Genomic DNA, 24,054 nt, shown 5'->3' with positions numbered 1-24,054 from the left:
TTTATCATCCAAGTTTTAAATTATGTGAAGCATTTCATGGAAGTGAAATCTCCAGCCTAAAAATTATCCCCTTTTTGCTCTGTTTTTGACCAATCGCAAGGTTTGTTACAGATTGAAATGTCTCTTTTGCTGTGCGTAATATGACCTTTCGTTCGACCAAAAATAAGAAAATATTATGCAAGCAACAGCCACAACGCTCGACAACGAACAGGAACACACCCCGGTCAACTCGCGCAATAAAGTCGTCGTCGCCTCACTCATTGGCACTGCCATTGAGTTCTTCGACTTCTATATCTACGCCACCGCCGCGGTGATCGTGTTCCCCCATATCTTCTTCCCGCAGGGGGATCCGACCGCGGCAACGCTGCAGTCCCTCGCCACCTTTGCCATCGCCTTTGTGGCACGGCCTATCGGTTCTGCTGTGTTCGGGCATTTTGGCGATCGCGTAGGGCGTAAAGTCACGCTGGTTGCCTCACTGCTCACTATGGGGATCTCGACGGTTGTCATTGGCCTGCTGCCGGGCTATGAAACTATCGGTATTTTCGCCCCGCTGCTGCTGGCGCTGGCGCGTTTTGGTCAGGGTTTAGGACTGGGCGGTGAATGGGGCGGCGCGGCGTTACTGGCGACGGAAAACGCACCGCCGCGTAAACGCGCGCTGTACGGATCATTCCCGCAGTTGGGCGCACCTATCGGCTTCTTCTTCGCCAACGGCACTTTCCTGCTGCTCTCCTGGCTGCTGACCGACGAGCAGTTTATGAGCTGGGGCTGGCGCGTACCGTTCATCTTCTCTGCAGTGCTGGTGATTATCGGTCTGTACGTTCGCGTTTCGCTGCATGAATCCCCGGTCTTTGCCAAAGTGGCAGCGGCGAAAAAACAGGTGAAAATCCCGCTGGGTACCCTGCTGACAAAACATGTCCGCGTGACGATCCTCGGCACGTTCATCATGCTGGCGACCTATACGCTGTTCTATATCATGACCGTCTATTCCATGACGTTCAGCACCGCCGCGGCGCCTGTAGGGCTTGGCCTACCGCGTAATGAAGTGTTGTGGATGCTGATGATGGCGGTTATTGGCTTTGGCGTCATGGTGCCGGTGGCGGGCCTGCTGGCCGATGCGTTTGGTCGTCGCAAGAGCATGCTCATCATCACCACGCTTATTATTCTGTTTGCGCTGTTTGCCTTTAAACCGTTGCTCGGCTCTGGCAATCCGGTGCTGGTGTTCGCCTTCCTGTTGCTTGGTTTGAGCCTGATGGGTTTGACATTTGGTCCGATGGGCGCGCTACTGCCGGAGCTGTTCCCGACCGAAGTGCGCTACACGGGGGCGTCGTTCTCGTACAACGTTTCGTCGATTCTTGGTGCTTCCGTTGCCCCTTACATTGCCGCATGGCTGCAGGCGAATTACGGCCTGGCGGCGGTCGGTACGTATCTGGCATCAATGGCGGCGTTAACGCTGATTGCGCTGCTGTTAACCCACGAAACCCGCCATCAGTCATTGTGATTTTTTGGCTGTAACCACCGTCTGCGGCCTACGTTGAGCATGAAATGTAGGCCGCAGAAGTGAAGCGTTAGCGCCATCCGACAACGGCAAAAATCACTTCTTCATTTGCGACAAAATGGTCCGGCATTGATTAGCGTCCCCTTCAGAAGGTGAAATCAGCGCCAGCAAGGCCGCCGCGGGCGTCACCAACGTTGCCAGCGCGGCAGCAACCGCACCGCGCGCAATCAGCGGCCCGGCCTTCACGCCGGCCTGCGGATTCTTAAAGGTGCCGCGAACATACAGCGGCGAACGCAGGGTAATAATACGAATGCCTTTGCTCTCCGGATCGATGGTTAAATCCAGTTGCTCCGACGCAAAACTCGCCGTACCAGTGACATTAATGACCGCGTTTTCCGTGTCGAAGGCAAAAATCTGCGGGCGGGCTACGCCGTTAACAATATCCAGATTCGCCGCCGCGCAGTTTACCCGTACCTCGTCATCACCAAATATCTGTCCAACAAGATAGTTGCCCAGATTCAAGCCAACAATTTCCATCAGATTCCGGCTGATCAAACCGTCGTTCATCAGCAGCTTCAGGTTGCCGTTGCTGTTACCAAGCAGCGCCGCTACCGAGTTTCCGCTCCCGCTAAACCTGGCGTCACCGTTCATTTCACCGAGCGTTTTCTGCATCAGCTCCACATCCGGCATCAGCGCTTTTAGCTTCAGGCGGCGAGCCTGGATGTCCGCCTGCCCCCGCATCGGCTTTTTATCCCCTTCCAGATGGATGCTGGAGACAATGCTGCCTCCCGCGAGGCCAAATTTCAGCGGCTGCAGGCGCAGGTCGGCATTTTTCAGGATGATATGGGTGGAGAGATCGCTGATTGGCAGACTGCTGCCGTGCTCAATACGCCGTCCTTTGAAACGTACGTCAGCGTCCATCACGTTCCATTTGTCGGTTTCAAAACGGTCATACGGCAAAACCTTGTCCGCGGGCTGGACGCTCTTCTCACCTTTGCGCTGTTCAGATTGTTTGGCCCGCTCGGCCCCTTTGCCTGAATCCACACCGATCAGCGGCCCCAAATCAGCCAGCCTCAGTTGGCGTGACTCAACATCCCCTTTCAGCATTGGGCGCGGCTTACCGGTGGTATAGGCCAGCGTTCCGTGAATATCGCTGTCGCCAATTCGGCCATTAAAATCGCGGTAATCAAAAACAGAGGATTTTTCCGGGTCAATTTTCGCGACCAGATGTCCGTCGGTTTCAAACGGCGGCGTATCCGGGAGCAGCACGCCGGTCAAATCGTACAAATCCCCTAGCGAATCTCCCGAGAATTTAAGCCGCAGATCCGCCCCGCCCATATTCATCGGATCGTTTATCGTACCCATAAACGCCACACGCGTATTACCCGAACGGAAATCAGCCTGAATCGGGAAAGGAGTTCCTTCACCGCGCAGTGCCAGCATTCCGCCTATCTTCCCGCTACCGCTTAGCGGTTCCCCGTTATATCGGCCTTGCGCTTTCAGGCCAAACACGTAGTCCTCAATGTGGGCGTTGCTCTCTTTACTTTTTGCGCCAGTCACTTCGCTAAAGGGCAACGGCTTACCCAGCGGATCGACCAGGATCTCAATCTCTGACTTCGTCACCTTATCGTTAATGGCGATGCGACCTTGGTCGAACAGAATGTTATCCAGCCGGAAAGACCAGGCTGATGGCGGCGCATTGGGATCGCGGTTTTCATCCCCTGCCAGGTTAAAGGTCCAGTTATTGTTTTTCTCCAACAGGCGGATAAGCCGCGCATCGGGTTTTACCAGCTTGATCCACGGGAGCCAGACGGTTTTTGTCAGCAATGCCAGTGGGGCGAGCGTGGCTTCAACGCGCGGGAGATGCACCATGGTGACGTCAGGAATGTCCGGCGGGTTGCCGAGGATGATATCCTCAGCATGAACATGCGGCCACGGAACCCAGCTACGCCAGCCGGTTTCCTGTTTTTGGCGTTCCCAAACCACGCCCAGGTCACCCCGTATGGCGAAGGGCCGGTTGAGTTCTGTAGAGACTTTCTGGTTGATGGTCGGTTTGAGCCGGTTCCAGTCAAATGTCGCAATCACGATGATGAGTACGACGATCAACAACAAGAAAATCCCTATTACTGAAGTGGTTATTTTGCCTGTTCTCGTCATGTTTAACCTCCTTACTTTCTTCCTTGCCTGTCCTAAAGATAGTCCAGCAGAGGAAAAGGAGGCGTTCTACATCCTTATCAAAGCGACAGAATTACGTCTTCAAGGGTATCAAGAGGCACTGGACGAGAGAGAAAATAGCCTTGCGCAGCGAAAGCCGGTGAGTTTTGCACATCACGCCACTCTTCCAGCGTTTCAACGCCTTCGACAATCACACCGCGGCAATAGCGGTTCATCAGCTGTAACAGCAGCGTAAAGAGATTGCGGCCCTCCGGCGTCTGGCGCAGCATGACAAATAGATCCCGCGCCACTTTGATATAGTCGTAACTCACTTCACTCAGAGCCGAGAAGTTTGCCATTCCGGTACCAAAATCATCCAGCCAGAGCGGGCCAAACTCGCACATTGAGGCGAACGACGATCCCTTCGGCAAGCGGATATGCTCCACCAGTTCAAAGCGCAGCCACGGCAGACATTCGATGATTTTCAGGATTTCGGGATCCTGGCGCATTGCAATCAGCGTTGGCCCGTCGACATTCACGGATGCCAGCAGATCGTGGGCTTTGAAAAACGCCCCTTTTTGTTCAAGCTGTACAAGCTGCTCTTTCACCACATCTACACGATGTCGTACGGCCACTTCGGCGAAATAGCGGTCCGGCGCGATACGTTGGGAGGGGTTTTCAGGATGGCTCACGACGGTCAGCAGCTCAACGGCCATCAGCCGTCCGTTGGTCTGATAAATCGGCTGGTAGGTGTAAGCACGCTCGCACTGCAGCCAATAGCGTCTCTCCTGCAAGTTTTCAATACTCGCATCGAGCGTAATTAGCTGCTGGGTAACCTGCTTTATCATCTGAGATGTCCTGTAAATAAGAGTGTGACTGACCGGACTCGTCAAAGGTTATCGGCGCTCAGGCGAAGAACTTTACGTTCAGCCCTACGCAAAATAGAAACTAAGCGGCAAAAAACGACGCAGAACACGTGCTGGCTCAAAAAAATAATGGAACGATGTTTTAATATAGTTGACCACTTAACACCCACAGCGCACACTAACGCTAATTTTTTTCAGAGCAGGTTACGACTATGTCCAGAAAGATTGCCGTGATTGGCGAATGCATGATTGAGCTGTCACAGAAAGGCGCTGACGTTCAGCGCGGATTCGGTGGCGACACGTTGAATACATCCGTTTATATCGCCCGTCAGGTCGATGCTGCGGCACTTTCCGTACACTATGTGACTGCGCTGGGTACCGACAGTTTTAGCCAACAAATGCTGGAATCCTGGCAGAGCGAAAATGTGGATACCTCATTAACCCAACGCATGGAAAACCGCCTGCCGGGCCTCTATTACATTGAAACCGATAGCACCGGCGAGCGCACCTTCTATTACTGGCGTAATGAAGCCGCCGCAAAATTCTGGCTTGAGAGCGAACAGTCCGCCGCTATTTGCGAAGAACTGGCGACATTTGACTATCTGTATCTGAGCGGAATCAGCCTGGCTATTTTAAGCCCGGCAAGTCGTGACAAGCTGCTGTCGCTGCTGCAAGAATGCCGCGCCAACGGTGGAAAGGTCATTTTTGACAATAACTACCGCCCACGTCTGTGGAGCAGTAAAGAAGAGACCCAGCAGGTGTATCAGCAAATGCTGGAATGCACCGATATCGCGTTTCTGACGCTGGATGATGAAGACGCGCTGTGGGGTGAAAAACCGGTTGCCGAGGTGATTGCCCGTACTCACGCGGCTGGCGTACAGGAAGTGGTTGTGAAACGCGGTGCAGACTCTTGCCTGGTTTCCATCGCAGGCGAAGAACTCATCGACGTTCCGGCCGTAAAACTACCGAAAGAGAAGGTTATCGATACGACCGCTGCGGGAGACTCCTTCAGCGCCGGGTATCTGGCGGTACGTCTGACCGGTGGCGATGCCGCTGATGCCGCAAAACGCGGGCACCTGACGGCAAGCACCGTTATTCAGCATCGCGGGGCGATTATTCCTCGCGACGCCATGCCGCAGTAATCTGGCGTTCTGGCAGGCCGGATTAGACGTTAACGTCGCGTCCGGCCTGCAGGTCACGATTCCCTTATTGCACCGGCGGGATGTCCGTCACTTCAGGATGTGATTCATCCGTTTCTACCGACGTTGCCGCGGCGGTAACCGGCGCCATAATGCTATCCCACGTCGCCTGCAGATCCTTCATATTGAATTCAGGTTCACCCTTCGGCTGCAACAGAATTAACGCCATATCTTGCGACAGTTGCTGACGCAGGTCCTGATTCAGCATCTCAACACTCAGGTTGTTCAAGAAGCTCTGACGTAAACGCTGATACTGTTCAGGCGCAATATCTACGACCTGGTTTTGCAGCGAGCGCAAACGCTGGCTGATCAAAATATCGGTATCGGTGCGACCATAGGTGGCAAACAGCTTCTGCAGTTCCAGATTCTTTTGCGCCACCAGCGCATTAAACTCTTCTTCCGGCAGCCCCTTATCGCGCACTTTGGCCAGCTCACGCGCAACCGTGCTGAGGTTCGCGTTCAGCTTACCGTTCGGTGATTCAACGTTAATGGCACATTGCGCGCGCAGGAACAGCACCCGACAGTCAAAGCCAAGGCCAATGTCTTTGGCATTGTTTTTGGTGAGCTCCTGCTGAATGTGCCAGAACAACGCTTCACGGGCTAAATCAGCGCGCCAGTAACGTAACAGCGCGGCAGATTCACGGATCGGCTGCCACGGCGTATCCCACATAATAGACAGGCGATCCTGACGTACCGCATCGGTCATTATGCTTACGGCCTCTGCACGCAGCGGAGAGAGCGTGGGTACCGGCGCAGGCGTTTCGCGTTTACCTTTTAATTCGCCAAAGGTTTTATTGATTTGATCAGCCACGCTGCGCGCATCTACGTTACCGACGATAATCAGCGTCATCGCATCCGGGGTATACCATTTCTGGTAGAAGGACTGGATTTTCGTCGCATCAACAGGCGTTTTCAGCGGATCGGCAGGATCGTGACCCAGCAGCGTCGATCCCTTCAGACGATAGCGCCACCATCCCTCTTTGGTATCTGACGGCCAGGTTGCAACCATATCTTCGCTACTCAGCGCATGATTGACCGACTCAGGGGTGATGCTCAGATTACCGGAAATATTCGCCAGATAAGAAAGTGACTCTTTCAGCAGATCGTTGCGGCTGTTAGGCAGACTGAGGTTATACAGCGTGGAATCATAGGAAACGATAACGGGCGGCATGGGACGACTGGGATCGAACCCCTGCTGCCACAGAGAACGGGCTTGCGTAGCATCGAGGCCACCGCTTTGCGTCAGCGCGATACGCGGGATCGCATGGCTGAAACCACTCTGTTGTGTACTTTCGGTGAGTGAACCGGTATTGACCAGCAGGCGAACCTCAATACGGTCGCTGGGGCGCTGGGGAGTGGCTAATACTTGCCACTGTAAACCATTTGCCAGCGTGCCCTGTTGCCACGCCGGGTCAGGCTGGAGCGCATCTGCCTGCACATAGCCGGCAGTGGCCATCATCAGCAAGCCGCCCGCTAAAAGTCGAATTTTTGTGCCCTGCATGTGAACCCCTGATCAACTATCCTGGAAATAAAAAGACAGCCCGCGAGAGGACTCTCTGAATATGACGTTAAAAACACTTCGTGTTAGACCGCAAGAACATAAAAATGTCACGGAGGAAGTGAAAAAATCCCGACGCCGCCGAATCGGCGGTTTCAGGCACAGGGGTTAATTATGCGCAAACGCCCGCAGTCCTGGAAGGGACTACGGGCATAAGTGGAGAGATTAAGAGGATATTTCGTGCGTTTTGCCATCCGGCGCACGATTATTCAGCACATCATCCAGCTTTTTATGGTCCAGTTCTTTCACCCATTTCGCTACTACAACAGTTGCCACACCGTTACCGACCAGGTTAGTCAGCGCACGGGCTTCAGACATAAAGCGGTCAATACCTAGAATCAGCGCCAGACCAGCAACCGGCAAATGGCCCACAGCGGAGATAGTCGCGGCCAGAACAATGAACCCACTCCCGGTCACACCCGCAGCACCTTTTGAAGAGAGCAGGAGCACCACCAGCAGGGTTATCTGATGGAAGATATCCATATGGCTGTTGGTGGCCTGAGCGATAAACACCGCTGCCATCGTCAGATAGATTGATGTCCCATCGAGGTTAAACGAGTAGCCCGTGGGTATAACCAACCCGACAACCGACTTGCGACAGCCCAGTTTTTCCATCTTATCGAGCATACGCGGCAGCGCGGACTCAGAAGAAGAGGTGCCCAGAACGATCAGCAGTTCTTCACGGATATAGCGGATGAATTTGAAAATGCTGAAGCCGGTTGCGCGCGCAATCGAGCCCAACACCACAACCACAAACAGAATACAGGTGATGTAGAAACAGATGATCAACTGACCCAACTGCACCAGCGTCCCGACGCCATATTTACCGATGGTAAAGGCCATGGCACCGAAAGCACCGATCGGCGCAAGGCGCATAATCATGTTGATGATGCCAAAAATAACCTGCGAGAAGCTTTCAATCACGTTGAAAATCATCTGGCCTTTGCTACCCAAACGATGCAGCGCAAAACCAAACATAACCGCAAACAGCAATACCTGCAGGATGTTGCCACTGGCGAACGCGCCAATGACGCTACCCGGGATAATATCCATCAGGAAGCCTACGATCCCCTGGTCTTTTGCCTGTTCGGCGTAAATCGCAACCGCTTTGGCATCCAGCGTCGCCGGATCGACGTTCATACCGGCACCGGGTTGCACCACGTTGACGATGATAAGGCCGATGATCAGCGCAATCGTACTGACAATTTCAAAATAAAGCAGTGCAACCGCACCGGTGCGGCCTACGGCTTTCATACTTTCCATGCCTGCAATGCCGGTGACGACAGTACAGAAGATGACAGGTGCGATGACCATTTTGATGAGCTTCACGAAAGCATCACCAAGTGGCTTCATTTGGGCGCCTAATTCAGGGTAGTAATGGCCAAGGAGGATACCTATGGCAATTGCTGTCAGGACCTGAAAGTAAAGGCTTTTGAATATAGAGGTTTTCATAGGGTGTCCTTAAAGTAAAAACCACAGGTCTTGTAAGGTTTTGTTTAACCTGCGGCCTTAAAGTAACACCCACACAACATGACAGAAATGCGCCTGGATCATAATTGATACAGAAATGTTAAAAATTTTGAGCTGGCTCGCACAAGCGAGACCTTTTTTAACTTTTGTAATCAGCGTTTTTCGGCGTCAGATAACGTTCTTCGAAGATATTCGCCGGAACCGGCCGGGCAAACAGGAACCCTTGTGCCACTTCTACCCCCGCTTGTGATAACCATTCGCGTTGCGCTTCGGTTTCGACGCCCTCAGCGATCATCTGCAAATTGAGGCTATGCGCCAACTGAATGATGGCGGAGATCATGCTGCAATCTTCAGGGACGCCATCGACAAACATCTTATCGATTTTGAGTACATCCACCGGGAGCGACTTCATGTGCTGCAGTTGTCGCAGACCCGCATACCCCATACCAAAATCGTCCAGCGCGATACGCACGCCCGCGTTGCGCAGCGGGCGTAAAATAGCCACAGCGGCATTAGGATCATCAATGTGCCGGCTTTCGGTCACTTCCAGAATCAACGTCCCAGGCTTGATGCGATAGCGGTTTAGCAATTCCAGCAGATCTGACACCATACTCGGATGCATCAGCTGTAGCGCAGACAGGTTCACCGAGAGCGGCAGCATCAGGCCGCGTTCCTGCCAGGCTGACAGCTGGCGGCATGTCTCCTCCAGCACCCAGTAACCGACCGTCACCATCAGGCCACAGGACTCAATCCTGTCGATTAACCCTTCTGGCAACTCCCAGCTTCCGTCTGGCTGCTGCATTCGCAATAATGCTTCTGCGCTCAATACCTTACCGCTGGACATCTCCACCTGCGGCTGCATCCAGAGCGCAAACTGATGGTTATCCAGCGCGGTAAGAATATCGTTCTCTTCCGTCAAACGCTGTTGCGCCTCTTCCATCTGCAACGGGTCAAAGAACTGAATCCGGTTTTTACCCTTGTGACGCGACGTTAACACGGCTGAGAGTGCGCGGTGGTAAAGCTGTTCTGCGGTCAAATCGCCATTAAACATCGCCACCCCAATGTTGCAGGTTGGACGGAGTTGAATGCCCTGAATCGGTAATCGCTCGTTAACGATAGTGAGCACTTGCTGACCTAGCGTAATAGCGTGCCAGGGTTCTTTCACACCATGTGCGATGATGGCAAAGTCATAGCCGCTCACCTGGGTAAGCACCATTCTGGGGGCCAATACTGACTTCAGCTTTTCAACCAGCGTAAGCAGCAGGATTTCCCGCTGGGTCTCGGATAACACACCCGCGGTATCACGCAGGGTTTCGCAGGTGACAATCATCAACGCCGTAGTCTGCTGACGATTCACAACCTGCTCCAGCAGCGCCATCAGAAACGACTTGTTGGGCAGCTCAGAAACCGGGAATCGCATTGAATGGTCGCTTTGCTCTTCGCTGCGGCGCTGAATCAGTTGCTGATTGAGGTTGTAGCTACGCACCAGCAGGCCAATCTCGTCGTCCTGATGCAGACGCGGCAATGCCAGCTGATAGCCAATCAGATCCTGCTGGGGAATGTCGTTCAGCTCACGCGCTATTTTACGTAATGGATGCAAAATCAATCTGTTAATACACCATGAGATGGCTACCGTGAGTATTAACGAGAGAAGTAAGTAAATGGTCACTAACGTGGAGAGCGTACTCATCACGAACTTGTACATACGGTACGAATCCGCCTGCAGCACCAGATACGCCAGCGGTTGCGGATTCGCTGAACGCTCAAGAGAATAGACCGGCAGCGAAATTTGTACCGGAAGTTCAAACAGGCGAGTCACAGTAACCGGAACCGGGCGTTCAGGAATAAAGCTCATCCGCAGAGCCTGAAACTGATTGGGAAGCACCACATCGGCGCGGCTGACCACGCCTGCTGGTCGAATACTTCTTAAAATAGCTTCTGCTTCGGGAATATCCCCTTTCAGGATCGTGCCCGACAGAGGCTCACGGACGGAGCGAGCGATACTTTCCAGTTGCGTAGCCGTGTTGTAGCGATTCTGCTGGACCAGATGGAACAACAAAACGGTGCAAAAAATAAACACAAACACCATGACAACGGCCGCAACCATTGCCATCTGCTTAATTGTTAACGAGCGACTGACACGCAAACTGACTCTCCACGGATAGACGAAACTGCCGTCAGAGTATACCCGATCGTAGCGGTATTAAGAGAGGCGGTATCTGAAAACTTCCCAGCATGCATTATCCCGACAGGATAGGCACCTGGCGACGAGATTTATCTGCATTTAAGCCGAAAAAGGCCGCAAGGTTTCCCCCTGCGGCCTGGTTCGGGCGCATGTTGCCATCACGGCAGACAGACGCCCGCAAGGTGCATTACTTCCTGTTACGCAGCCAGCTCACAATCAGGCTGGCAATAATGCCAGCGATGATCGGAGCCGCTAAATCGTGCCAGAAGGCCACGCCTAACTGTGCGAGCGTCATATAGCCGCCTGTGTTGCAATGGCAACTGTTCACGGCTATTCTTGAGTTGTTCAGGTTCAAGTTAGCCCCCGTTTTGTTGCCAGGTTTATACCGAACAACGTGCGGGGGTTTTCTCTTTCCAGCAACCGATGCCGCCGGGGATCAAGCCCCCGCAACATTGCGCCTCACCGGGAATTCCCGGCTTGCCGCTGATTCTACGGTAGCCTACTTGCCATATCACTGCGCAATATACGGCTCTGCGTAGCGCCTCGCACTTCACCTGTTTTCTCACCATTGCGCTGGAAAGATTCTTGCCAGTTGGCAACATTCCTGCCGCTCTTCAATACAGAAAAAGACATATCTCATTGATATCTATAATTTCATTTTCTGGCACAGCGATTGCTATTTGACTGTGAGCTGTTCTGTTCCGAATCAAAGGAGATATCATGTCTGACTGTCGTACTTACGGATTCAACACCCAGATCGTTCACGCGGGGCAACAACCCGACCCTTCTACTGGCGCGCTCAGTACGCCTATTTTCCAGACTTCAACGTTTGTTTTTGACAGCGCCGAACAAGGTGCCGCCCGCTTTGCGCTCGAGGAGTCCGGGTACATTTACACCCGTTTGGGTAACCCCACCACCGATGCGCTGGAGAAAAAGCTGGCGGTACTGGAAAGAGGTGAAGCCGGGCTGGCAACCGCATCCGGTATTTCTGCCATCACCACCACGCTGCTGACGTTGTGCCAGCAGGGCGACCATATCGTTTCCGCCAGCGCGATTTACGGCTGCACCCACGCGTTTTTGTCGCACAGCATGCCGAAGTTTGGGATTAACGTCAGCTTCGTCGATGCGGCAAAGCCTGAAGAAATCCGCGCCGCCATGCGCCCGGAAACCAAAGTAGTGTATATCGAAACGCCCGCTAACCCGACGCTGTCGCTGGTCGACATTGAAACAGTAGCCGGTATCGCCCATCAACAAGGCGCATTGCTGGTGGTGGATAACACCTTTATGTCACCGTACTGCCAGCAGCCTTTACAGCTAGGCGCGGATATTGTGGTGCACAGCGTCACTAAATATATCAACGGTCACGGAGACGTGATTGGCGGCATCATTGTTGGTAAGCAGGAGTTTATTGACCAGGCGCGGTTTGTTGGTCTGAAAGATATCACCGGCGGCTGCATGAGTCCTTTCAACGCGTGGCTGACGCTACGCGGCGTTAAAACACTGGGTATACGTATGGAACGCCACTGTGAAAACGCATTGAAAATCGCCCGCTTCCTCGAGGGGCATCCATCCATTACCCGCGTTTATTATCCTGGCTTGTCTTCACACCCGCAGTATGAGCTGGGCCAGCGACAGATGAGCCTGCCAGGAGGAATTATCAGCTTCGAAATCGCTGGCGGCCTCGAGGCTGGCAGACGGATGATCAATTCTGTAGAATTGTGCCTCCTCGCGGTCAGTCTCGGTGATACCGAAACCCTCATTCAGCACCCAGCGTCTATGACACATTCGCCCGTTGCGCCAGAGGAACGGCTTAAAGCAGGTATTACCGACGGGCTTATCCGTCTTTCTGTGGGTCTTGAAGATCCAGAAGATATTATTAACGACCTTGAACACGCCATCAGAAAGGCAACATTCTGACCATTATGACCTGAACCGACGCCGATCGGTTCAGGTTGTTGAGAATCAAGGCACAACAGTCTGGTAATACGCGCAATCCTGTTTCGGGGAGAGCGCGTATTTTGGGCAGGGGGTTCTATGCAGGACGACACATTACAACTAAGCAACAATACAGCAACCACCGTACCATTCTCAAAGAAAATACCGTTTACGAAATATGACTTTGGCTGGGTATTACTGTGTATCGGTATGGCAATTGGTGCCGGAACGGTACTGATGCCGGTACAAATAGGCTTAACAGGCATTTGGGTATTTATCGTCGCCTTTATTATTGCCTATCCAGCAACCTATATTGTGCAGGATATTTATTTAAAAACATTATCAGAAAGTGAAACTTGTAATGACTATACCGATATTATCAGTCATTACCTGGGAAAAAACTGGGGTGTATTTCTTGGCATCATCTATTTTTTGATGATTATTCACGGCATATTTATCTATTCCTTATCCGTGGTTTTTGACAGTGCCTCATATATCAAAACCTTCGGCTTAACCGATGCCGATCTTTCACAATCGATAATCTATAAAGTGGCCATTTTTGCCGTGCTGGTGGCCATTGCTTCCGGGGGAGAAAAGCTGCTGTTTAAAATCTCCGGCCCGATGGTGGTAGTCAAAGTGGGGATCATCATCGTGTTTGGTTTTGCGATGGTTCCGCACTGGAACTTCGCTAATATCAGCGCATTCCCTGAAGCATCGGTCTTCTTTCGCGACGTGCTGCTGACCATCCCGTTCTGCTTCTTCTCGGCGGTGTTTATTCAGGTGTTGAACCCAATGAACATCGCCTACCGCAAGCGGGTAGCGGACCGGGTTCTGGCCACCCGCATGGCAATACGCACACATCGCATCAGTTACATTACGCTGATTGCGGTCATTCTGTTTTTCTCATTCTCTTTTACCTTTTCTATTAGTCATGAAGAGGCCGTTTCGGCCTTCGAACAAAATATTTCCGCACTGGCGCTGGCAGCGCAAGTCATTCCTGGGCAAATTATTCATATCACCTCAACGGTGCTAAATATCTTCGCCGTATTAACCGCATTCTTTGGTATTTATCTGGGGTTCCACGAGGCGATTAAGGGTATTATTCTTAATGTTCTGAGCCGCGTTATTGATGTGGAGAAAATTAATCCCCTGGTGCTTACGCTGGGTATTTGCACCTTTATTGTTATCACCCTGGTAATCTGGGTGTCATTTCGTGTATCGGTACTGGTGTTCTTCCAGTTGGGTAGCCCACTTTACGGGATTGTGTCGTGTATTATTCCGTTTTTCCTGATTTATAAAGTAACGCAACTGGAAAAACTACGCGGGCTGAAAACCTGGCTAATCCTGTTGTACGGGATCCTGCTGTGCCTGTCGCCATTATTGAAGCTGATTGAATAATCCGTTTACAGCGCCGTCAGTCACTGACGGCGCTTAACTCACACTCTCCAGTTGATAGCTGCGAATTTTATTCAGTACCGTGGTATGTGACACCCCCAGCGCTTTAGCGATATGCCGCGACGACACATTCTCTTCCACCATCTGTTCAATAAGCTGGCGTTCAGCACACAAAACCTGTTCTTTAAAAGGACGCTCTGTCGGCGTCAGCTCAACGGCAGGCAAATTCACCATCCCTAATTCTTCCCGCGTAATGACATCGGATTCCGCCATCAGCATCAGGCGAATGATGGTATTTTCCAGTTCGCGAACGTTTCCCGGCCAGGTGTGATGATGCAGGGTATCAAAGCAGGCTTTATCCAGAATGATCCGTCGTTGGAATTCCTTCGCGTATTTCTGCACAAAGTGGCGAATCAATAGGCTGATATCCTGCGGGCGCTCCCGCAGGGGCGGAATGGTCAGTGAAAGTACATTGATGCGGTAATAGAGATCGGCGCGCAGCAGACGTTGTTCCACCATCTCTTCCAGATTGGCGTTGGTTGCCACAATAATGCGCACATTGACCGGAATAATTTGCGCCCCGCCAACGCGACGGATCCCGCCATCCTGAAGTACGCGCAGTAATTTAGCCTGTAAGCTCAGCGACATTTCACCAAATTCATCGAGAAAAAGTGTGCCTTTATCGGCCATTTCAAACAGCCCTTTTTTGCCTTTACAATCCGCACCGCTAAAAGCCCCTTTCTCATAGCCAAAGAATTCACTCTCCATCAACGACTCAGGTAGCGCAGAGCAGTTGACCGGAATAAACGGATAAAAACGTCGCTGCCCGGAATTATGGATAGCCCGGGCCAGCAGTTCTTTGCCAGTACCCGTATCGCCGCGGATCAAAACGGTATATTTGCTGTCGGCAATTTTTATCGCCTTTTCGATAAGCGAGTGCATGCTCTGGCTGCTACAAATAATGTCAGAGAAATAGCGCGGGCGTTCCGGCTCAGGCGTTGACAGTTCGCTTATCTCTTCACACAGGTAAGCGACGTTAATAATATCGGCGCGCCGGCCTAAACAGGATTGCACGCAGGAAATATCCTGTAACTGACGGCACCAGGATTTAATCAGGATCCGTCCAGGCGTGACTTTCATAGAGATGATATTGATATCGCAGCAGGAAAATTCCTTCAGGACATCCTCAACCATCGACAGACGATCAATTGTTTTAATATCCCAGCGTATCGTGACCACATTTGCTCCTGACAGTTAGCAACTGCGAAATAGATATTTCTGTGACGAGAGGAAATCTGACTACATTTTAGACGCTGTGGAATAATGTTCTGCCAGAGGACTCACATTGTGGACGTAAAAACAAAATATAAAAAAACCGGAGCACAAGGCTCCGGTTATCAGGTCATAACCCACGTTTATTGCTGTGGATTTTCATCCTGGTCAACAGCGAAACAGGCCACGAGTTGTCCACCGTAATCCTTCAGCTGCGGCTGAAGCTGGGTACACGGACCAAAACGCCGACGGCAGCGGGCATTGAACGCACAGCCCGGCGGTGGATTCAGCGGGCTTGGCAGCTCACCGGTCAGCTTGATACGCTCGCGGCGATCGTCCGGGTTCAGGCGTGGCGTCGCGGAGAGCAGCGCCTGCGTATACGGATGACGCGGATTATTGAAGATCTGATCCTTCGTTCCTTTTTCCACGCAACGGCCTAAATACATCACCATCACCTCATCGGCAATGTGCTCTACCACCGACAGGTCATGCGAGATAAAGACGTATGACAGTCCCAGTTCCTGCTGCAAGTCCATCATCAGGTTCAGCACCTGCGCACGAACAGAAACGTCCAGCGCCGAGACCGGTTCGTCGGCGATCACCACGTCTGGATCAAGCATCAGCCCGCGAGCGATGGCAATACGCTGACGCTGACCGCCGGAGAACATGTGCGGATAGCGGTCGTAGTGCTCGGTTTTCAACCCCACTTTCGCCATCATCGCCAGCGCTTTTTCACGACGCTCCTCTTTACTTAGCGTGGAGTTGATCAGCAGCGGCTCTTCCAGAATCTGCCCTACTTTCTTGCGCGGGTTCAGGGAACCGTACGGGTTCTGGAACACAATCTGGATTTTCTGCCGGCGCAGCTTCTGCGCCTGCGGGTCGTGCTTAAGCAGATCCTGCCCCTGATAATACAGCTCACCGCCGGTCGGGACTTCAATCATCGTCAGCAGGCGACCAAGGGTGGATTTCCCACAGCCCGACTCGCCTACCACCGCCAGCGTTTTGCCGCGTTCCAGGGTAAAGGAGACGCCGTCCAGCGCTTTCACCAGGCGTTCCGGGGCGAACATCCCCTTCTTCACCGGGTAGTGTTTTTTCAGGTCAATTGCCTGCAACAGCGGCTGTGGCAAAGCGGCCTTTTGCGTACTCATAGCCCAGGCCTCCCGGCATCATCAAGTGGGTAATGGCATTTCGACTGACGACCGCCTTCCAGCAGGTTCAGTTCAGGTTCTTCAGCGCGGCATTTGTCAGTCGCATAGGGGCAGCGCGGGTTCAGTAAACAGCCGGTCGGGCGGTCATATTTACCTGGCACCACGCCCGGTAACGAAGCCAGACGCGCTTTATCCTGAGCGAACTCCGGCAACGCGCGCAGCAACGCCTGGGTATACGGATGACGCGGCGCGCGAAAAATATCCTGCGCGGCCCCGGCTTCCACTACCTGCCCGGCGTACATCACAATGATCTTGTGCGCCGCTTCGGCCACCAGCGCCAGGTCGTGCGTGATTAGGACCAGCGCCATGTTCTCTTTTTGCTGCAATTCCAGCAGTAGCTCGATGATCTGCGCCTGAATGGTCACATCCAGCGCTGTTGTCGGTTCGTCGGCAATCAACAGCTTTGGACGACAGGCAATCGCCATCGCGATCATCACGCGCTGGCTCATCCCACCGGACAACTGGTGCGGATAGACATCCAGACGCGAGGCCGGATCGGGGATCCCCACCAGCGTCAGCAGGTCAATCGCCCGCTGAATACGCGTTTTTTTGTTGCCGCCCTGGTGCACCTTAATGGCTTCCATAATCTGGTAGCCGACGGTGTAGCACGGGTTAAGGCTGGTCATCGGGTCCTGGAAGATCATCGCCACTTCCGCGCCCACTAACTGGCGACGCTCTTTCTCAGAGATGCGCTTCAGGTCACGACCATTAAACTCCAGATTTTCGGCCATAACGCGACCTGGGTAGTCAATCAGTCCCATGATCGCCAGCGAGCTGACGGACTTACCAGAACCGGATTCCCCTACAATGCCAACCACTTCACCCTGGTTCACGCTGTAACTAATGCGGTCTACGGCACGGAATTCGGACCCCACATCGCCGAAGTGCACCGATAATTTATCTACATTTAATAACGCCATCTCGAACCTCTTACTGCTTCAGTTTGGGATCGAGCGCGTCACGCAGACCGTCACCCATCAGGTTAAATGCCAGCACCGTCAGCAGGATTGCCAGCCCCGGGAAGGTCACGACCCACCAGGCACTTTGGGCAAATTGCAACACGTCAGAGAGCATGGTGCCCCATTCCGGCGTAGGCGGCTGTGCGCCCATCCCCAGGAAGCCGAGGGCAGCCATATCGAGAATGGCGTTAGAGAAGCCAAGCGACGCCTGAACAATCAGCGGCGCAAGACAGTTAGGAAGAATATTGACGAACATCTGGCGCATCGCACCGGCTCCGGCCACGCGGGATGCGGTAACGTAGTCGCGGTTAACCTCCACCAGGACGGCGGCGCGCGTCAGACGCACATAGTGCGGCAATGCCACGAACGTCAGCGCCAGCGCGGCGTTGCCAATCGAGGGCCCAAATACCGCCACCAGCACCAGCGCCAGTAACAGGCTCGGCAGTGCCAGCATGATATCGACCACACGCATGATGACGTTATCGACAATCCCGCCAAAGTAACCGGCAATCAGCCCGAGAATCACGCCCATCAGCAGGGAGAGCACCACCACCAGACAGCCGACCAACAGAGACAAACGCGCACCGTACATCAGGCGGGACAGCACATCGCGGCCCACATCATCAGTACCAAACAGATGCGCCATGGTACCGCCTTCCTGCCACGCAGGAGGAGCCAGCAGCGTATCGCGGAACTGCTCTGCCGGGTTGTACGGCGCGAGGACGTTGGCAAAGACCGCAATCAGGATCATCACTACAACGTACACCAACCCAACAACCGCACCTTTGTTGCGTTTAAAATAGTGCCAGAACTCCTGCAGCGGGGTCATGGGCACCGGTGCAGCAATAACTTTATTTTCAGTAACCTGTGACATGATGGCCCCTTACTTCCTATGCCGAATACGCGGGTTCACCACGCCGTACAGCAGGTCTACCAGCAGGTTGACGAGGATAATCATCGTCGCGACCAGCAGCACCCCGCCCTGTACCACTGGATAATCACGGCGTTGTAGCGCATCGATCAACCAGCGTCCCAGTCCCGGCCACGAGAAAATAGTCTCGGTCAGGATCGCCCCAGCCAATAACGTACCGACCTGCAGGCCGATAACGGTCACAACGGGCAGCATCGCGTTACGCAGAGCGTGAATGATGATGACGCGCATACGGGTCAGGCCTTTGGCGCGTGCGGTACGAATGTAATCTTCACCCAGTACTTCCAGCATTGATGAACGAGTCATACGCACAATTACCGCCAGAGGAATGGTGCCAAGCACCATTGCCGGCAGTATCATATGCACCAGCGCATCGATAAAGTTGCCCTCTTCACCCCAAATGGCGGTGTCAATCAGCATGAAACCAGTCAGGGGATTGGAATCATCAAGGAACACCATGTCGCTCACCCGACCGGAAACCGGCGTCAGGTTCCACTGCACGGAAACCAGCATGATCAGCATCATGCCCCACCAGAAAATCGGCATGGAGTAACCGGTCAGCGCCAGGCCAACGGCAGTGTGATCGAAAATAGAGCCGCGCTTAACGGCAGCAAGTACACCCACCGGAATACCCACCGCAACGGCGAAAATCATCGCGCAGACGCCAAGTTCCAGCGTTGCTTTAAAGCGAGGAACGAACTCTTCCCACACCGGTAATCGGCTTTTCAGCGAGATACCTAAATCACCATGCATAACCCCCCAGATATAATGGAGGTACTGCTGCCACATCGGTTTATCCAGACCGAGTTCAGCCAACAGTTGAGCATGACGCTCAGGGGAAATTCCACGCTCACCCGCCATGATCATTACCGGATCGCCGGGGATCATATGAACGAAAGCAAAGGTGAGAAGAGTGATACCGATAAACGTGGGGATGACGAGTCCCAAACGTCGGAGAATGAACTGCAACATAACCCGGATTCTCTCTAATGACGCACGGCCTGGAACCGTGAATCTGTATTGCTCACAAATCTTATCTCCCCCTCCAGCGAGAGGGAGATAAAGCATTACTGTCAGGTGGCGCTACGGTGACCCGACTTAACGGTCCGTAGCGCTGCCTGGCTTGCTTTTAATTATTCGACAGAGACGTTTTCGAAGTGATGTTTGCCTAATGGATCAACCACATAGCCTTTCACTTCTTTACGCACTGGTTCATACACGGTGGAGTGAGCAACAATCAGAGCCGGGGCCTGATCGTGCATAACAACCTGAGCTTGCTTGTACAGTTCAATACGTTTGTTGTGATCGTCGGTCGCACGCGCCGGCTGGATCAGATCTTCAAACGGCTTGTAGCACCAGCGAGAGTAGTTGGAACCGTCTTTCGCTGCCGCACAGCTGAACAGGGTGGCGAAGAAGTTGTCCGGATCCCCGTTGTCACCGGTCCAACCCATCATCACCGCCTGATGCTCACCCGCTTTGGCGCGTTTCAGATATTCGCCCCACTCGTAGGTCACAATCTTGGCCTGAACGCCAATTTTCGCCCAGTCAGCCTGAACCATTTCCGCCATACGGCGGGCGTTCGGATTGTAAGGACGCTGTACCGGCATGGCCCACAGCTCAACGGTGAAGCCTTTATCCTGACCCGCTTCCTTCAGCAGCGCTTTAGCCTTTTCAGGATCGTAGGTGTAGTCTTTAACGTCGTCGTTATAACCCCACATGGTCGGTGGGATCAGGTTTTTCGCGGCAACGCCGGCGCCCTGATATACCGCTTTAATGATGGCTTCTTTGTTCACCGCGTAGGTCAGCGCCTGACGGACTTTCACGTCATCAAACGGTTTCTTCTCGGTGTTGAAAGAGAGGTAGCCAACGTTCAGACCGGCCTGCTCCATCAGGTTAATGTTTTTATCCTGCTTCATGCGCGCGATATCTGCCGGGTTCGGGTACGGCATCACCTGGCACTCGTTCTTCTGCAGTTTGGCGTAACGCACGGAAGCGTCAGGCGTAATGGAGAAGACCAGACGGTCAATCTGTGGCTTGGTGCCCCAGTAACCTTCGAATGCTTTATACAGAATACGGGAGTCTTTCTGGTACTGCTGCAGCTGGAACGGACCGGTCCCAATTGGGTTCAGATCCACTTTCTCCGGGGAGCCGGCTTTCAGCATGTTGTCTGCATATTCTTTGGAAAGAATAGAAGCGAAGTCCATCGCCAGGTCAGCCAGGAAAGGCGCTTCCGGGCGAGTCAGCACGAACTGAACGGTTTTATCGTCCACTTTTTTCACTTCGGAGATCAGATCTGGCAGACCCATCCCTTCGAAGTATTCATAGCTACCGCCAGAGACTTTGTGGTACGGGTTCTGGGCATTTTTCTGACGATCGAAAGAGAACACCACGTCATCGGCGTTTAAATCGCGCGTCGGTTTGAAATCTTTGTTGTCCTGCCACTTCACGCCCTGGCGCAGGTGGAAGGTATAGGTTTTACCGTCTTCGCTGATTTCCCACTTCTCAGCAAGGCCCGGGATCACTTCAGTTTTACCGGTTTTGAACTCGACCAGGCGGTTATAGATCGGTACGGAGCTGGCATCATAGGTCGTGCCAGAGGTGAAAAGCTGTGGGTTAAAGCCTTCAGGAGATCCTTCTGAACAATAAACCAGAGTTTTAGCCTGTACGCTTGCGGCGCAGGTCATAGCCACCAGGCTCAGACCAAACTTCAGCATCCCTGACTTCTTCAAGGAAATACTCATTCTTCTGCTCCAAATGTGATGTTTGTTGTTTTACCCTTTGCAGTGGGTTTGCACCGCCTGGCCTTTTTTGTTTTTTACCCGGCCGGGTCGGCGTTAAGAGGATAGGGATTCCGTTCACATAAGCGACTGAGTTGCAGTGCGGATTCTCCATGAAATGCCCCTCATGCCCTACAATCTGTCAACAGAATGTGAAAACGTCAATACAGGTAACCGTGATTTACACCAACGGTGAGAATTCGCAAACAAAGATTAAAAAAAGTGCAGAAGGACATTTTCAGCAGGGAAATTTGTGCTACGCGCACTATGCCAGAATAAACATCTTCATATTTCGCAACATTTGGTGATTAACATTTATGCAAATTATTAAAACTTTCTAAATTAATGCTGCATATCTGAGCGATTAATGCCATGAACGCTAAAGCGCACAGCGGAAAATGCCAGGTTCAGCCATAAGTAGCGCAAAAAAAGTTTCAAGCAAATATAAAAAAAGGCAATGGAATATGTCACAGAATCGTTAACAGTCAGTGGGAAGTGGTGCACAATTTTTGCAGATAAAAGGAAGGTCAATTTTGGTCGGAGAGAGGATTACTCGCCACTGACGTGGCTCGCCCTACGGGCCGTTGCTAACGCAACGTTCTCTCGCTGCGCTCGAGTCGAACCTCTTACCCCCGGAGGTTCTTATCCTCGTGGGTTTCAAATGCAAAAAACCCTGCTCGTTGAGCAGGGTTTTGAATTTGGTCGGTGATAGAGGATTCGAACCTCCGACCCCTTCGTCCCGAACGAAGTGCGCTACCAGGCTGCGCCAATCACCGAATGCGGGGCGCATCTTACTGCTCAGCCGCGCCCCCGTCAATCCCTTAGTATCAAAATGCCATTTGATCGGCGAGAAAGTCAGCAGCCCAATTACTGAGCCGTAACCTTCTTCGCGTCCGGGATACGGCACCAGTTATTATTCTCGTTAATACCGCCATTTGGCGAGGTATAACCGAGGCAACCCAAGATAGTGTCGTACAGTTCCACATGACGACGCGGCACCTTCATATCAGCTTCTTGCTTCAGGTGTGCAAACGCCTTCGCATGGTCTGGGTCTTCCAGATATTTGTCTGACATCCACACCAGCATAGGAACGCGGAACTGCTCTGGCGGAGCCATTTTACGCGGCGTACCGTGCAGGTGCTCACGCTCGTTAATCGACTCACCGTGATCGGCGGCGTAGAACACTATCGCTTTCTTATCCCGCAGTTGATCAAACACTTTGGTAATAAAGTGATCAACATAGGTTACCGAGTTATCAAAAGAGTTAATCATCTCGGCTTTCGAGCAACCGCTATCCACATTGACACACTCCGGCTTCCACTGCGCATATTCGCGGGTGTAGCGCTGCGTGTAGTTAAAATGCGAACCTTTGGTATGCAGAATAATCAGACGTTTGCCATCATCATCCGTCGGTTGCAGAGACTGCTGCATTTCGGTAATCAACAGCATATCGTCAACGTTCTTGCCACGGTTACGCGGCTCTGCGCCAATCTGCTCTCGGTAAGCGATGTTCTCCGCCATAGTATTGCTGTAGAACCACATCTCGCTTTGCATCGCGTAGAGGTCTGTCTTGAACCCTAACTGACCGAGCACGGAAAAGACGTTTTGTTCTTTCAGGGTACGCTGCGGGTTTTCTTCCGCCCCACCTTCACGCACAAACATACAGCGCAGCGAAAGCTTGGTCGCCGTGTCACAGGAATATCCACGGAACGCGGCCAGGTTTTTCTCCTGGGCGAGCCTTGGCGTGGTATTTCGCTCATAGCCAAAAATCCCCATATGGTCCCAGCGGGTGGTTTCGCCGATAATAAAAACCACATAGGTGTCGTCGAGGTTCTTAGGCTCAACATAGGTAAATTTCTTCGCCGGGTTCATCAGCGATTTGTTGTCTGAGGATTCATCCACTTGTGCCCAGGCGTACAAACCCAGCGCAGAGAGCCAGTTTGACGGCAAATAAGAGTTCGCCACAACCCCGCCATAGCTGGGTAAATCGATACCAGTTTCTCGCTCTACGCTTCTCTGTTGCATGCTCAGCAGGCGAATCGGCGCCCACACCATCAGGCCGGCCAGTAAAACTACCGCTACGCTACGCCACCTCATGCCCGGTGTACGAATTTGTCTCATCAACGTGTAGCGGCAGCGGTTACTCCAAATCAGCACCAAGGGAATAATACTGACCGAAACCAGCCACACGATGAAATGCCAGCCGACGACTTCTTTCGATAAATCAATATCCGTGGTCATTACGGAGGCGATAATACCGTAACCAATTACCACATTCAGGAAGGTCATATAATAACTGGCGCCGGCAGAACACAGCACCAAACAGGTTGCCAGGACACGCCAGGCGCGGCGGCCAAACAAAGAGAGAAGGCGTAGTAAAAAGAAGGTCACCAGCACAGTGCCGGCCAATTCAACAACCGCGGAGAGTCCTTTCCAGACGGTAAAATCGTGCGCATATCCGCTAAAGCGACGGAAAAATACAGCACAGTTCATAAACAAACCGATATAGATTGCCAGCAAGAAACTGAGTTTCTGCTGCGTCATCGACTTAATGTATCTCATGCAAACAAACCCTGGAAATCGGGATAAAAAACCCTGAGCAGCGATCAATCAGACCTGACAGAGGAAAAATGCGACAACAGCAGAAGTG

The 24,054-nt window shown here is 52.6% G+C and carries 18 protein-coding genes, 1 tRNA gene and 1 other RNA gene; 4 read left to right on the top strand and 16 right to left on the bottom strand.

What is annotated here, in order from left to right; translation table 11 throughout:
- Positions 1-175 precede the first annotated feature (175 nt).
- Complete coding sequence (locus O6D90_RS01095) at positions 176-1,498, top strand: MFS transporter (RefSeq protein ID WP_003023312.1); 1,323 nt, start codon at positions 176-178, stop codon at positions 1,496-1,498.
- Between the two features lie 93 nt (positions 1,499-1,591).
- Here the strand turns inward: O6D90_RS01095 and O6D90_RS01090 are convergent, their stop codons facing one another.
- Together O6D90_RS01090 and pdeH are read right to left on the bottom strand one after the other, a co-directional pair.
- On the bottom strand, positions 1,592-3,652 hold the full coding sequence (locus O6D90_RS01090; protein ID WP_218731414.1) for an AsmA family protein: 2,061 nt from the start codon (positions 3,650-3,652) through the stop codon (positions 1,592-1,594).
- 77 nt (positions 3,653-3,729) lie between these two features.
- Positions 3,730-4,497 carry a cyclic-guanylate-specific phosphodiesterase gene (gene pdeH, locus O6D90_RS01085; RefSeq protein ID WP_016157708.1) on the bottom strand — a complete coding sequence of 256 codons (768 nt, stop codon included), beginning with the start codon at positions 4,495-4,497 and terminating at the stop codon, positions 3,730-3,732.
- A 230-nt stretch (positions 4,498-4,727) separates the two neighbouring features.
- Between pdeH and O6D90_RS01080 the strand changes: the two genes are divergently transcribed.
- Positions 4,728-5,657 (top strand): sugar kinase, encoded by a 930-nt coding sequence (locus tag O6D90_RS01080; protein WP_016157709.1) that lies wholly within the window; start codon positions 4,728-4,730, stop codon positions 5,655-5,657.
- Positions 5,658-5,721: 64 nt separating this feature from the next.
- On the opposite strand, the gene O6D90_RS01075 is transcribed toward O6D90_RS01080, so the two are convergent.
- From O6D90_RS01075 to O6D90_RS01060, 4 genes are all read right to left on the bottom strand, one after another.
- Positions 5,722-7,215 carry a M16 family metallopeptidase gene (locus tag O6D90_RS01075; RefSeq protein WP_016157710.1) on the bottom strand — a complete coding sequence of 498 codons (1,494 nt, stop codon included), beginning with the start codon at positions 7,213-7,215 and terminating at the stop codon, positions 5,722-5,724.
- A gap of 222 nt (positions 7,216-7,437) precedes the next feature.
- Positions 7,438-8,724: a C4-dicarboxylate transporter DctC gene (dctA, locus tag O6D90_RS01070; RefSeq protein ID WP_003023301.1), complete on the bottom strand. Its 1,287-nt coding sequence runs from the start codon at positions 8,722-8,724 to the stop codon at positions 7,438-7,440.
- Between the two features lie 157 nt (positions 8,725-8,881).
- A complete protein-coding gene (gene hmsP / locus O6D90_RS01065) occupies positions 8,882-10,888 on the bottom strand; it encodes a biofilm formation regulator HmsP (protein ID WP_032931922.1) in 2,007 nt (668 codons plus the stop codon).
- A gap of 226 nt (positions 10,889-11,114) precedes the next feature.
- On the bottom strand, positions 11,115-11,222 hold the full coding sequence (locus O6D90_RS01060) for a type I toxin-antitoxin system toxin Ldr family protein (RefSeq protein WP_016154898.1): 108 nt from the start codon (positions 11,220-11,222) through the stop codon (positions 11,115-11,117).
- Positions 11,223-11,647: 425 nt separating this feature from the next.
- On the opposite strand from O6D90_RS01060, the gene megL reads away from it, so the two are divergent.
- Both megL and O6D90_RS01050 read left to right on the top strand, forming a co-directional pair.
- Positions 11,648-12,844 (top strand): methionine gamma-lyase, encoded by a 1,197-nt coding sequence (gene megL, locus O6D90_RS01055; RefSeq protein WP_003023295.1) that lies wholly within the window; start codon positions 11,648-11,650, stop codon positions 12,842-12,844.
- A gap of 117 nt (positions 12,845-12,961) precedes the next feature.
- Complete coding sequence (locus O6D90_RS01050; protein WP_271143237.1) at positions 12,962-14,260, top strand: aromatic amino acid transport family protein; 1,299 nt, start codon at positions 12,962-12,964, stop codon at positions 14,258-14,260.
- 33 nt (positions 14,261-14,293) lie between these two features.
- On the opposite strand, the gene O6D90_RS01045 is transcribed toward O6D90_RS01050, so the two are convergent.
- From O6D90_RS01045 to eptB, 10 genes are all read right to left on the bottom strand, one after another.
- Positions 14,294-15,496 (bottom strand): sigma-54 interaction domain-containing protein, encoded by a 1,203-nt coding sequence (locus O6D90_RS01045; RefSeq protein WP_016157713.1) that lies wholly within the window; start codon positions 15,494-15,496, stop codon positions 14,294-14,296.
- A 176-nt stretch (positions 15,497-15,672) separates the two neighbouring features.
- Entirely contained in the window at positions 15,673-16,677 is a 1,005-nt protein-coding gene (gene dppF, locus O6D90_RS01040) for a dipeptide ABC transporter ATP-binding subunit DppF (RefSeq protein ID WP_003827418.1), read from the bottom strand.
- Positions 16,674-17,657, bottom strand: coding sequence for a dipeptide ABC transporter ATP-binding protein (gene dppD / locus O6D90_RS01035; RefSeq protein WP_016154901.1), 984 nt, complete (start codon positions 17,655-17,657; stop codon positions 16,674-16,676). The genes dppF and dppD overlap by 4 nt, the downstream gene beginning before the upstream one ends.
- A gap of 10 nt (positions 17,658-17,667) precedes the next feature.
- A complete protein-coding gene (gene dppC / locus O6D90_RS01030) occupies positions 17,668-18,570 on the bottom strand; it encodes a dipeptide ABC transporter permease DppC (RefSeq protein WP_016154902.1) in 903 nt (300 codons plus the stop codon).
- A 9-nt stretch (positions 18,571-18,579) separates the two neighbouring features.
- Positions 18,580-19,599, bottom strand: a complete 1,020-nt coding sequence (gene dppB, locus O6D90_RS01025; protein ID WP_016157714.1) for a dipeptide ABC transporter permease DppB — start codon at positions 19,597-19,599, stop codon at positions 18,580-18,582.
- A gap of 161 nt (positions 19,600-19,760) precedes the next feature.
- A complete protein-coding gene (dppA, locus tag O6D90_RS01020) occupies positions 19,761-21,368 on the bottom strand; it encodes a dipeptide ABC transporter periplasmic-binding protein DppA (RefSeq protein WP_271143236.1) in 1,608 nt (535 codons plus the stop codon).
- A complete protein-coding gene (locus O6D90_RS01015) occupies positions 21,283-21,519 on the bottom strand; it encodes a hypothetical protein (RefSeq protein WP_170974675.1) in 237 nt (78 codons plus the stop codon). Before O6D90_RS01015 ends, dppA begins: the two co-directional genes overlap by 86 nt.
- A 419-nt stretch (positions 21,520-21,938) precedes the next feature.
- Positions 21,939-22,070, bottom strand: a non-coding RNA gene (locus tag O6D90_RS01010) — RtT sRNA.
- A gap of 33 nt (positions 22,071-22,103) precedes the next feature.
- Positions 22,104-22,180: transfer RNA gene (locus O6D90_RS01005), tRNA-Pro, on the bottom strand.
- 91 nt (positions 22,181-22,271) lie between these two features.
- On the bottom strand, positions 22,272-23,966 hold the full coding sequence (gene eptB, locus O6D90_RS01000; protein ID WP_016157716.1) for a kdo(2)-lipid A phosphoethanolamine 7''-transferase: 1,695 nt from the start codon (positions 23,964-23,966) through the stop codon (positions 22,272-22,274).
- Between the last annotated feature and the right edge of the window lie 88 nt (positions 23,967-24,054).

The organism is Citrobacter sp. 21OH12SH02A-Citro (assembly GCF_027919895.1).
Classification (GTDB): domain Bacteria; phylum Pseudomonadota; class Gammaproteobacteria; order Enterobacterales; family Enterobacteriaceae; genus Citrobacter; species Citrobacter braakii.
The sequence above is the reverse complement of the archived record's forward strand: the minus strand, read 5'-3'. Positions and strand labels throughout refer to the sequence as shown.

Bases quoted from the DNA above. Each gene is read 5' to 3' on its own strand.
- dppD (WP_016154901.1), bottom strand. From the start codon at position 17,657: ATGGCGTTATTAAATGTAGATAAATTATCGGTGCACTTCGGCGATGTG.
- O6D90_RS01050 (WP_271143237.1), top strand. From the start codon at position 12,962: ATGCAGGACGACACATTACAACTAAGCAACAATACAGCAACCACCGTA.
- dppF (WP_003827418.1), bottom strand. From the start codon at position 16,677: ATGAGTACGCAAAAGGCCGCTTTGCCACAGCCGCTGTTGCAGGCAATT.
- O6D90_RS01095 (WP_003023312.1), top strand. From the start codon at position 176: ATGCAAGCAACAGCCACAACGCTCGACAACGAACAGGAACACACCCCG.
- pdeH (WP_016157708.1), bottom strand. From the start codon at position 4,497: ATGATAAAGCAGGTTACCCAGCAGCTAATTACGCTCGATGCGAGTATT.
- dppB (WP_016157714.1), bottom strand. From the start codon at position 19,599: ATGTTGCAGTTCATTCTCCGACGTTTGGGACTCGTCATCCCCACGTTT.
- O6D90_RS01090 (WP_218731414.1), bottom strand. From the start codon at position 3,652: ATGACGAGAACAGGCAAAATAACCACTTCAGTAATAGGGATTTTCTTG.
- dctA (WP_003023301.1), bottom strand. From the start codon at position 8,724: ATGAAAACCTCTATATTCAAAAGCCTTTACTTTCAGGTCCTGACAGCA.
- eptB (WP_016157716.1), bottom strand. From the start codon at position 23,966: ATGAGATACATTAAGTCGATGACGCAGCAGAAACTCAGTTTCTTGCTG.
- O6D90_RS01015 (WP_170974675.1), bottom strand. From the start codon at position 21,519: ATGGAGAATCCGCACTGCAACTCAGTCGCTTATGTGAACGGAATCCCT.
- O6D90_RS01075 (WP_016157710.1), bottom strand. From the start codon at position 7,215: ATGCAGGGCACAAAAATTCGACTTTTAGCGGGCGGCTTGCTGATGATG.
- megL (WP_003023295.1), top strand. From the start codon at position 11,648: ATGTCTGACTGTCGTACTTACGGATTCAACACCCAGATCGTTCACGCG.
- dppC (WP_016154902.1), bottom strand. From the start codon at position 18,570: ATGTCACAGGTTACTGAAAATAAAGTTATTGCTGCACCGGTGCCCATG.
- O6D90_RS01060 (WP_016154898.1), bottom strand. From the start codon at position 11,222: ATGACGCTCGCACAGTTAGGCGTGGCCTTCTGGCACGATTTAGCGGCT.
- O6D90_RS01080 (WP_016157709.1), top strand. From the start codon at position 4,728: ATGTCCAGAAAGATTGCCGTGATTGGCGAATGCATGATTGAGCTGTCA.
- dppA (WP_271143236.1), bottom strand. From the start codon at position 21,368: ATGAGTATTTCCTTGAAGAAGTCAGGGATGCTGAAGTTTGGTCTGAGC.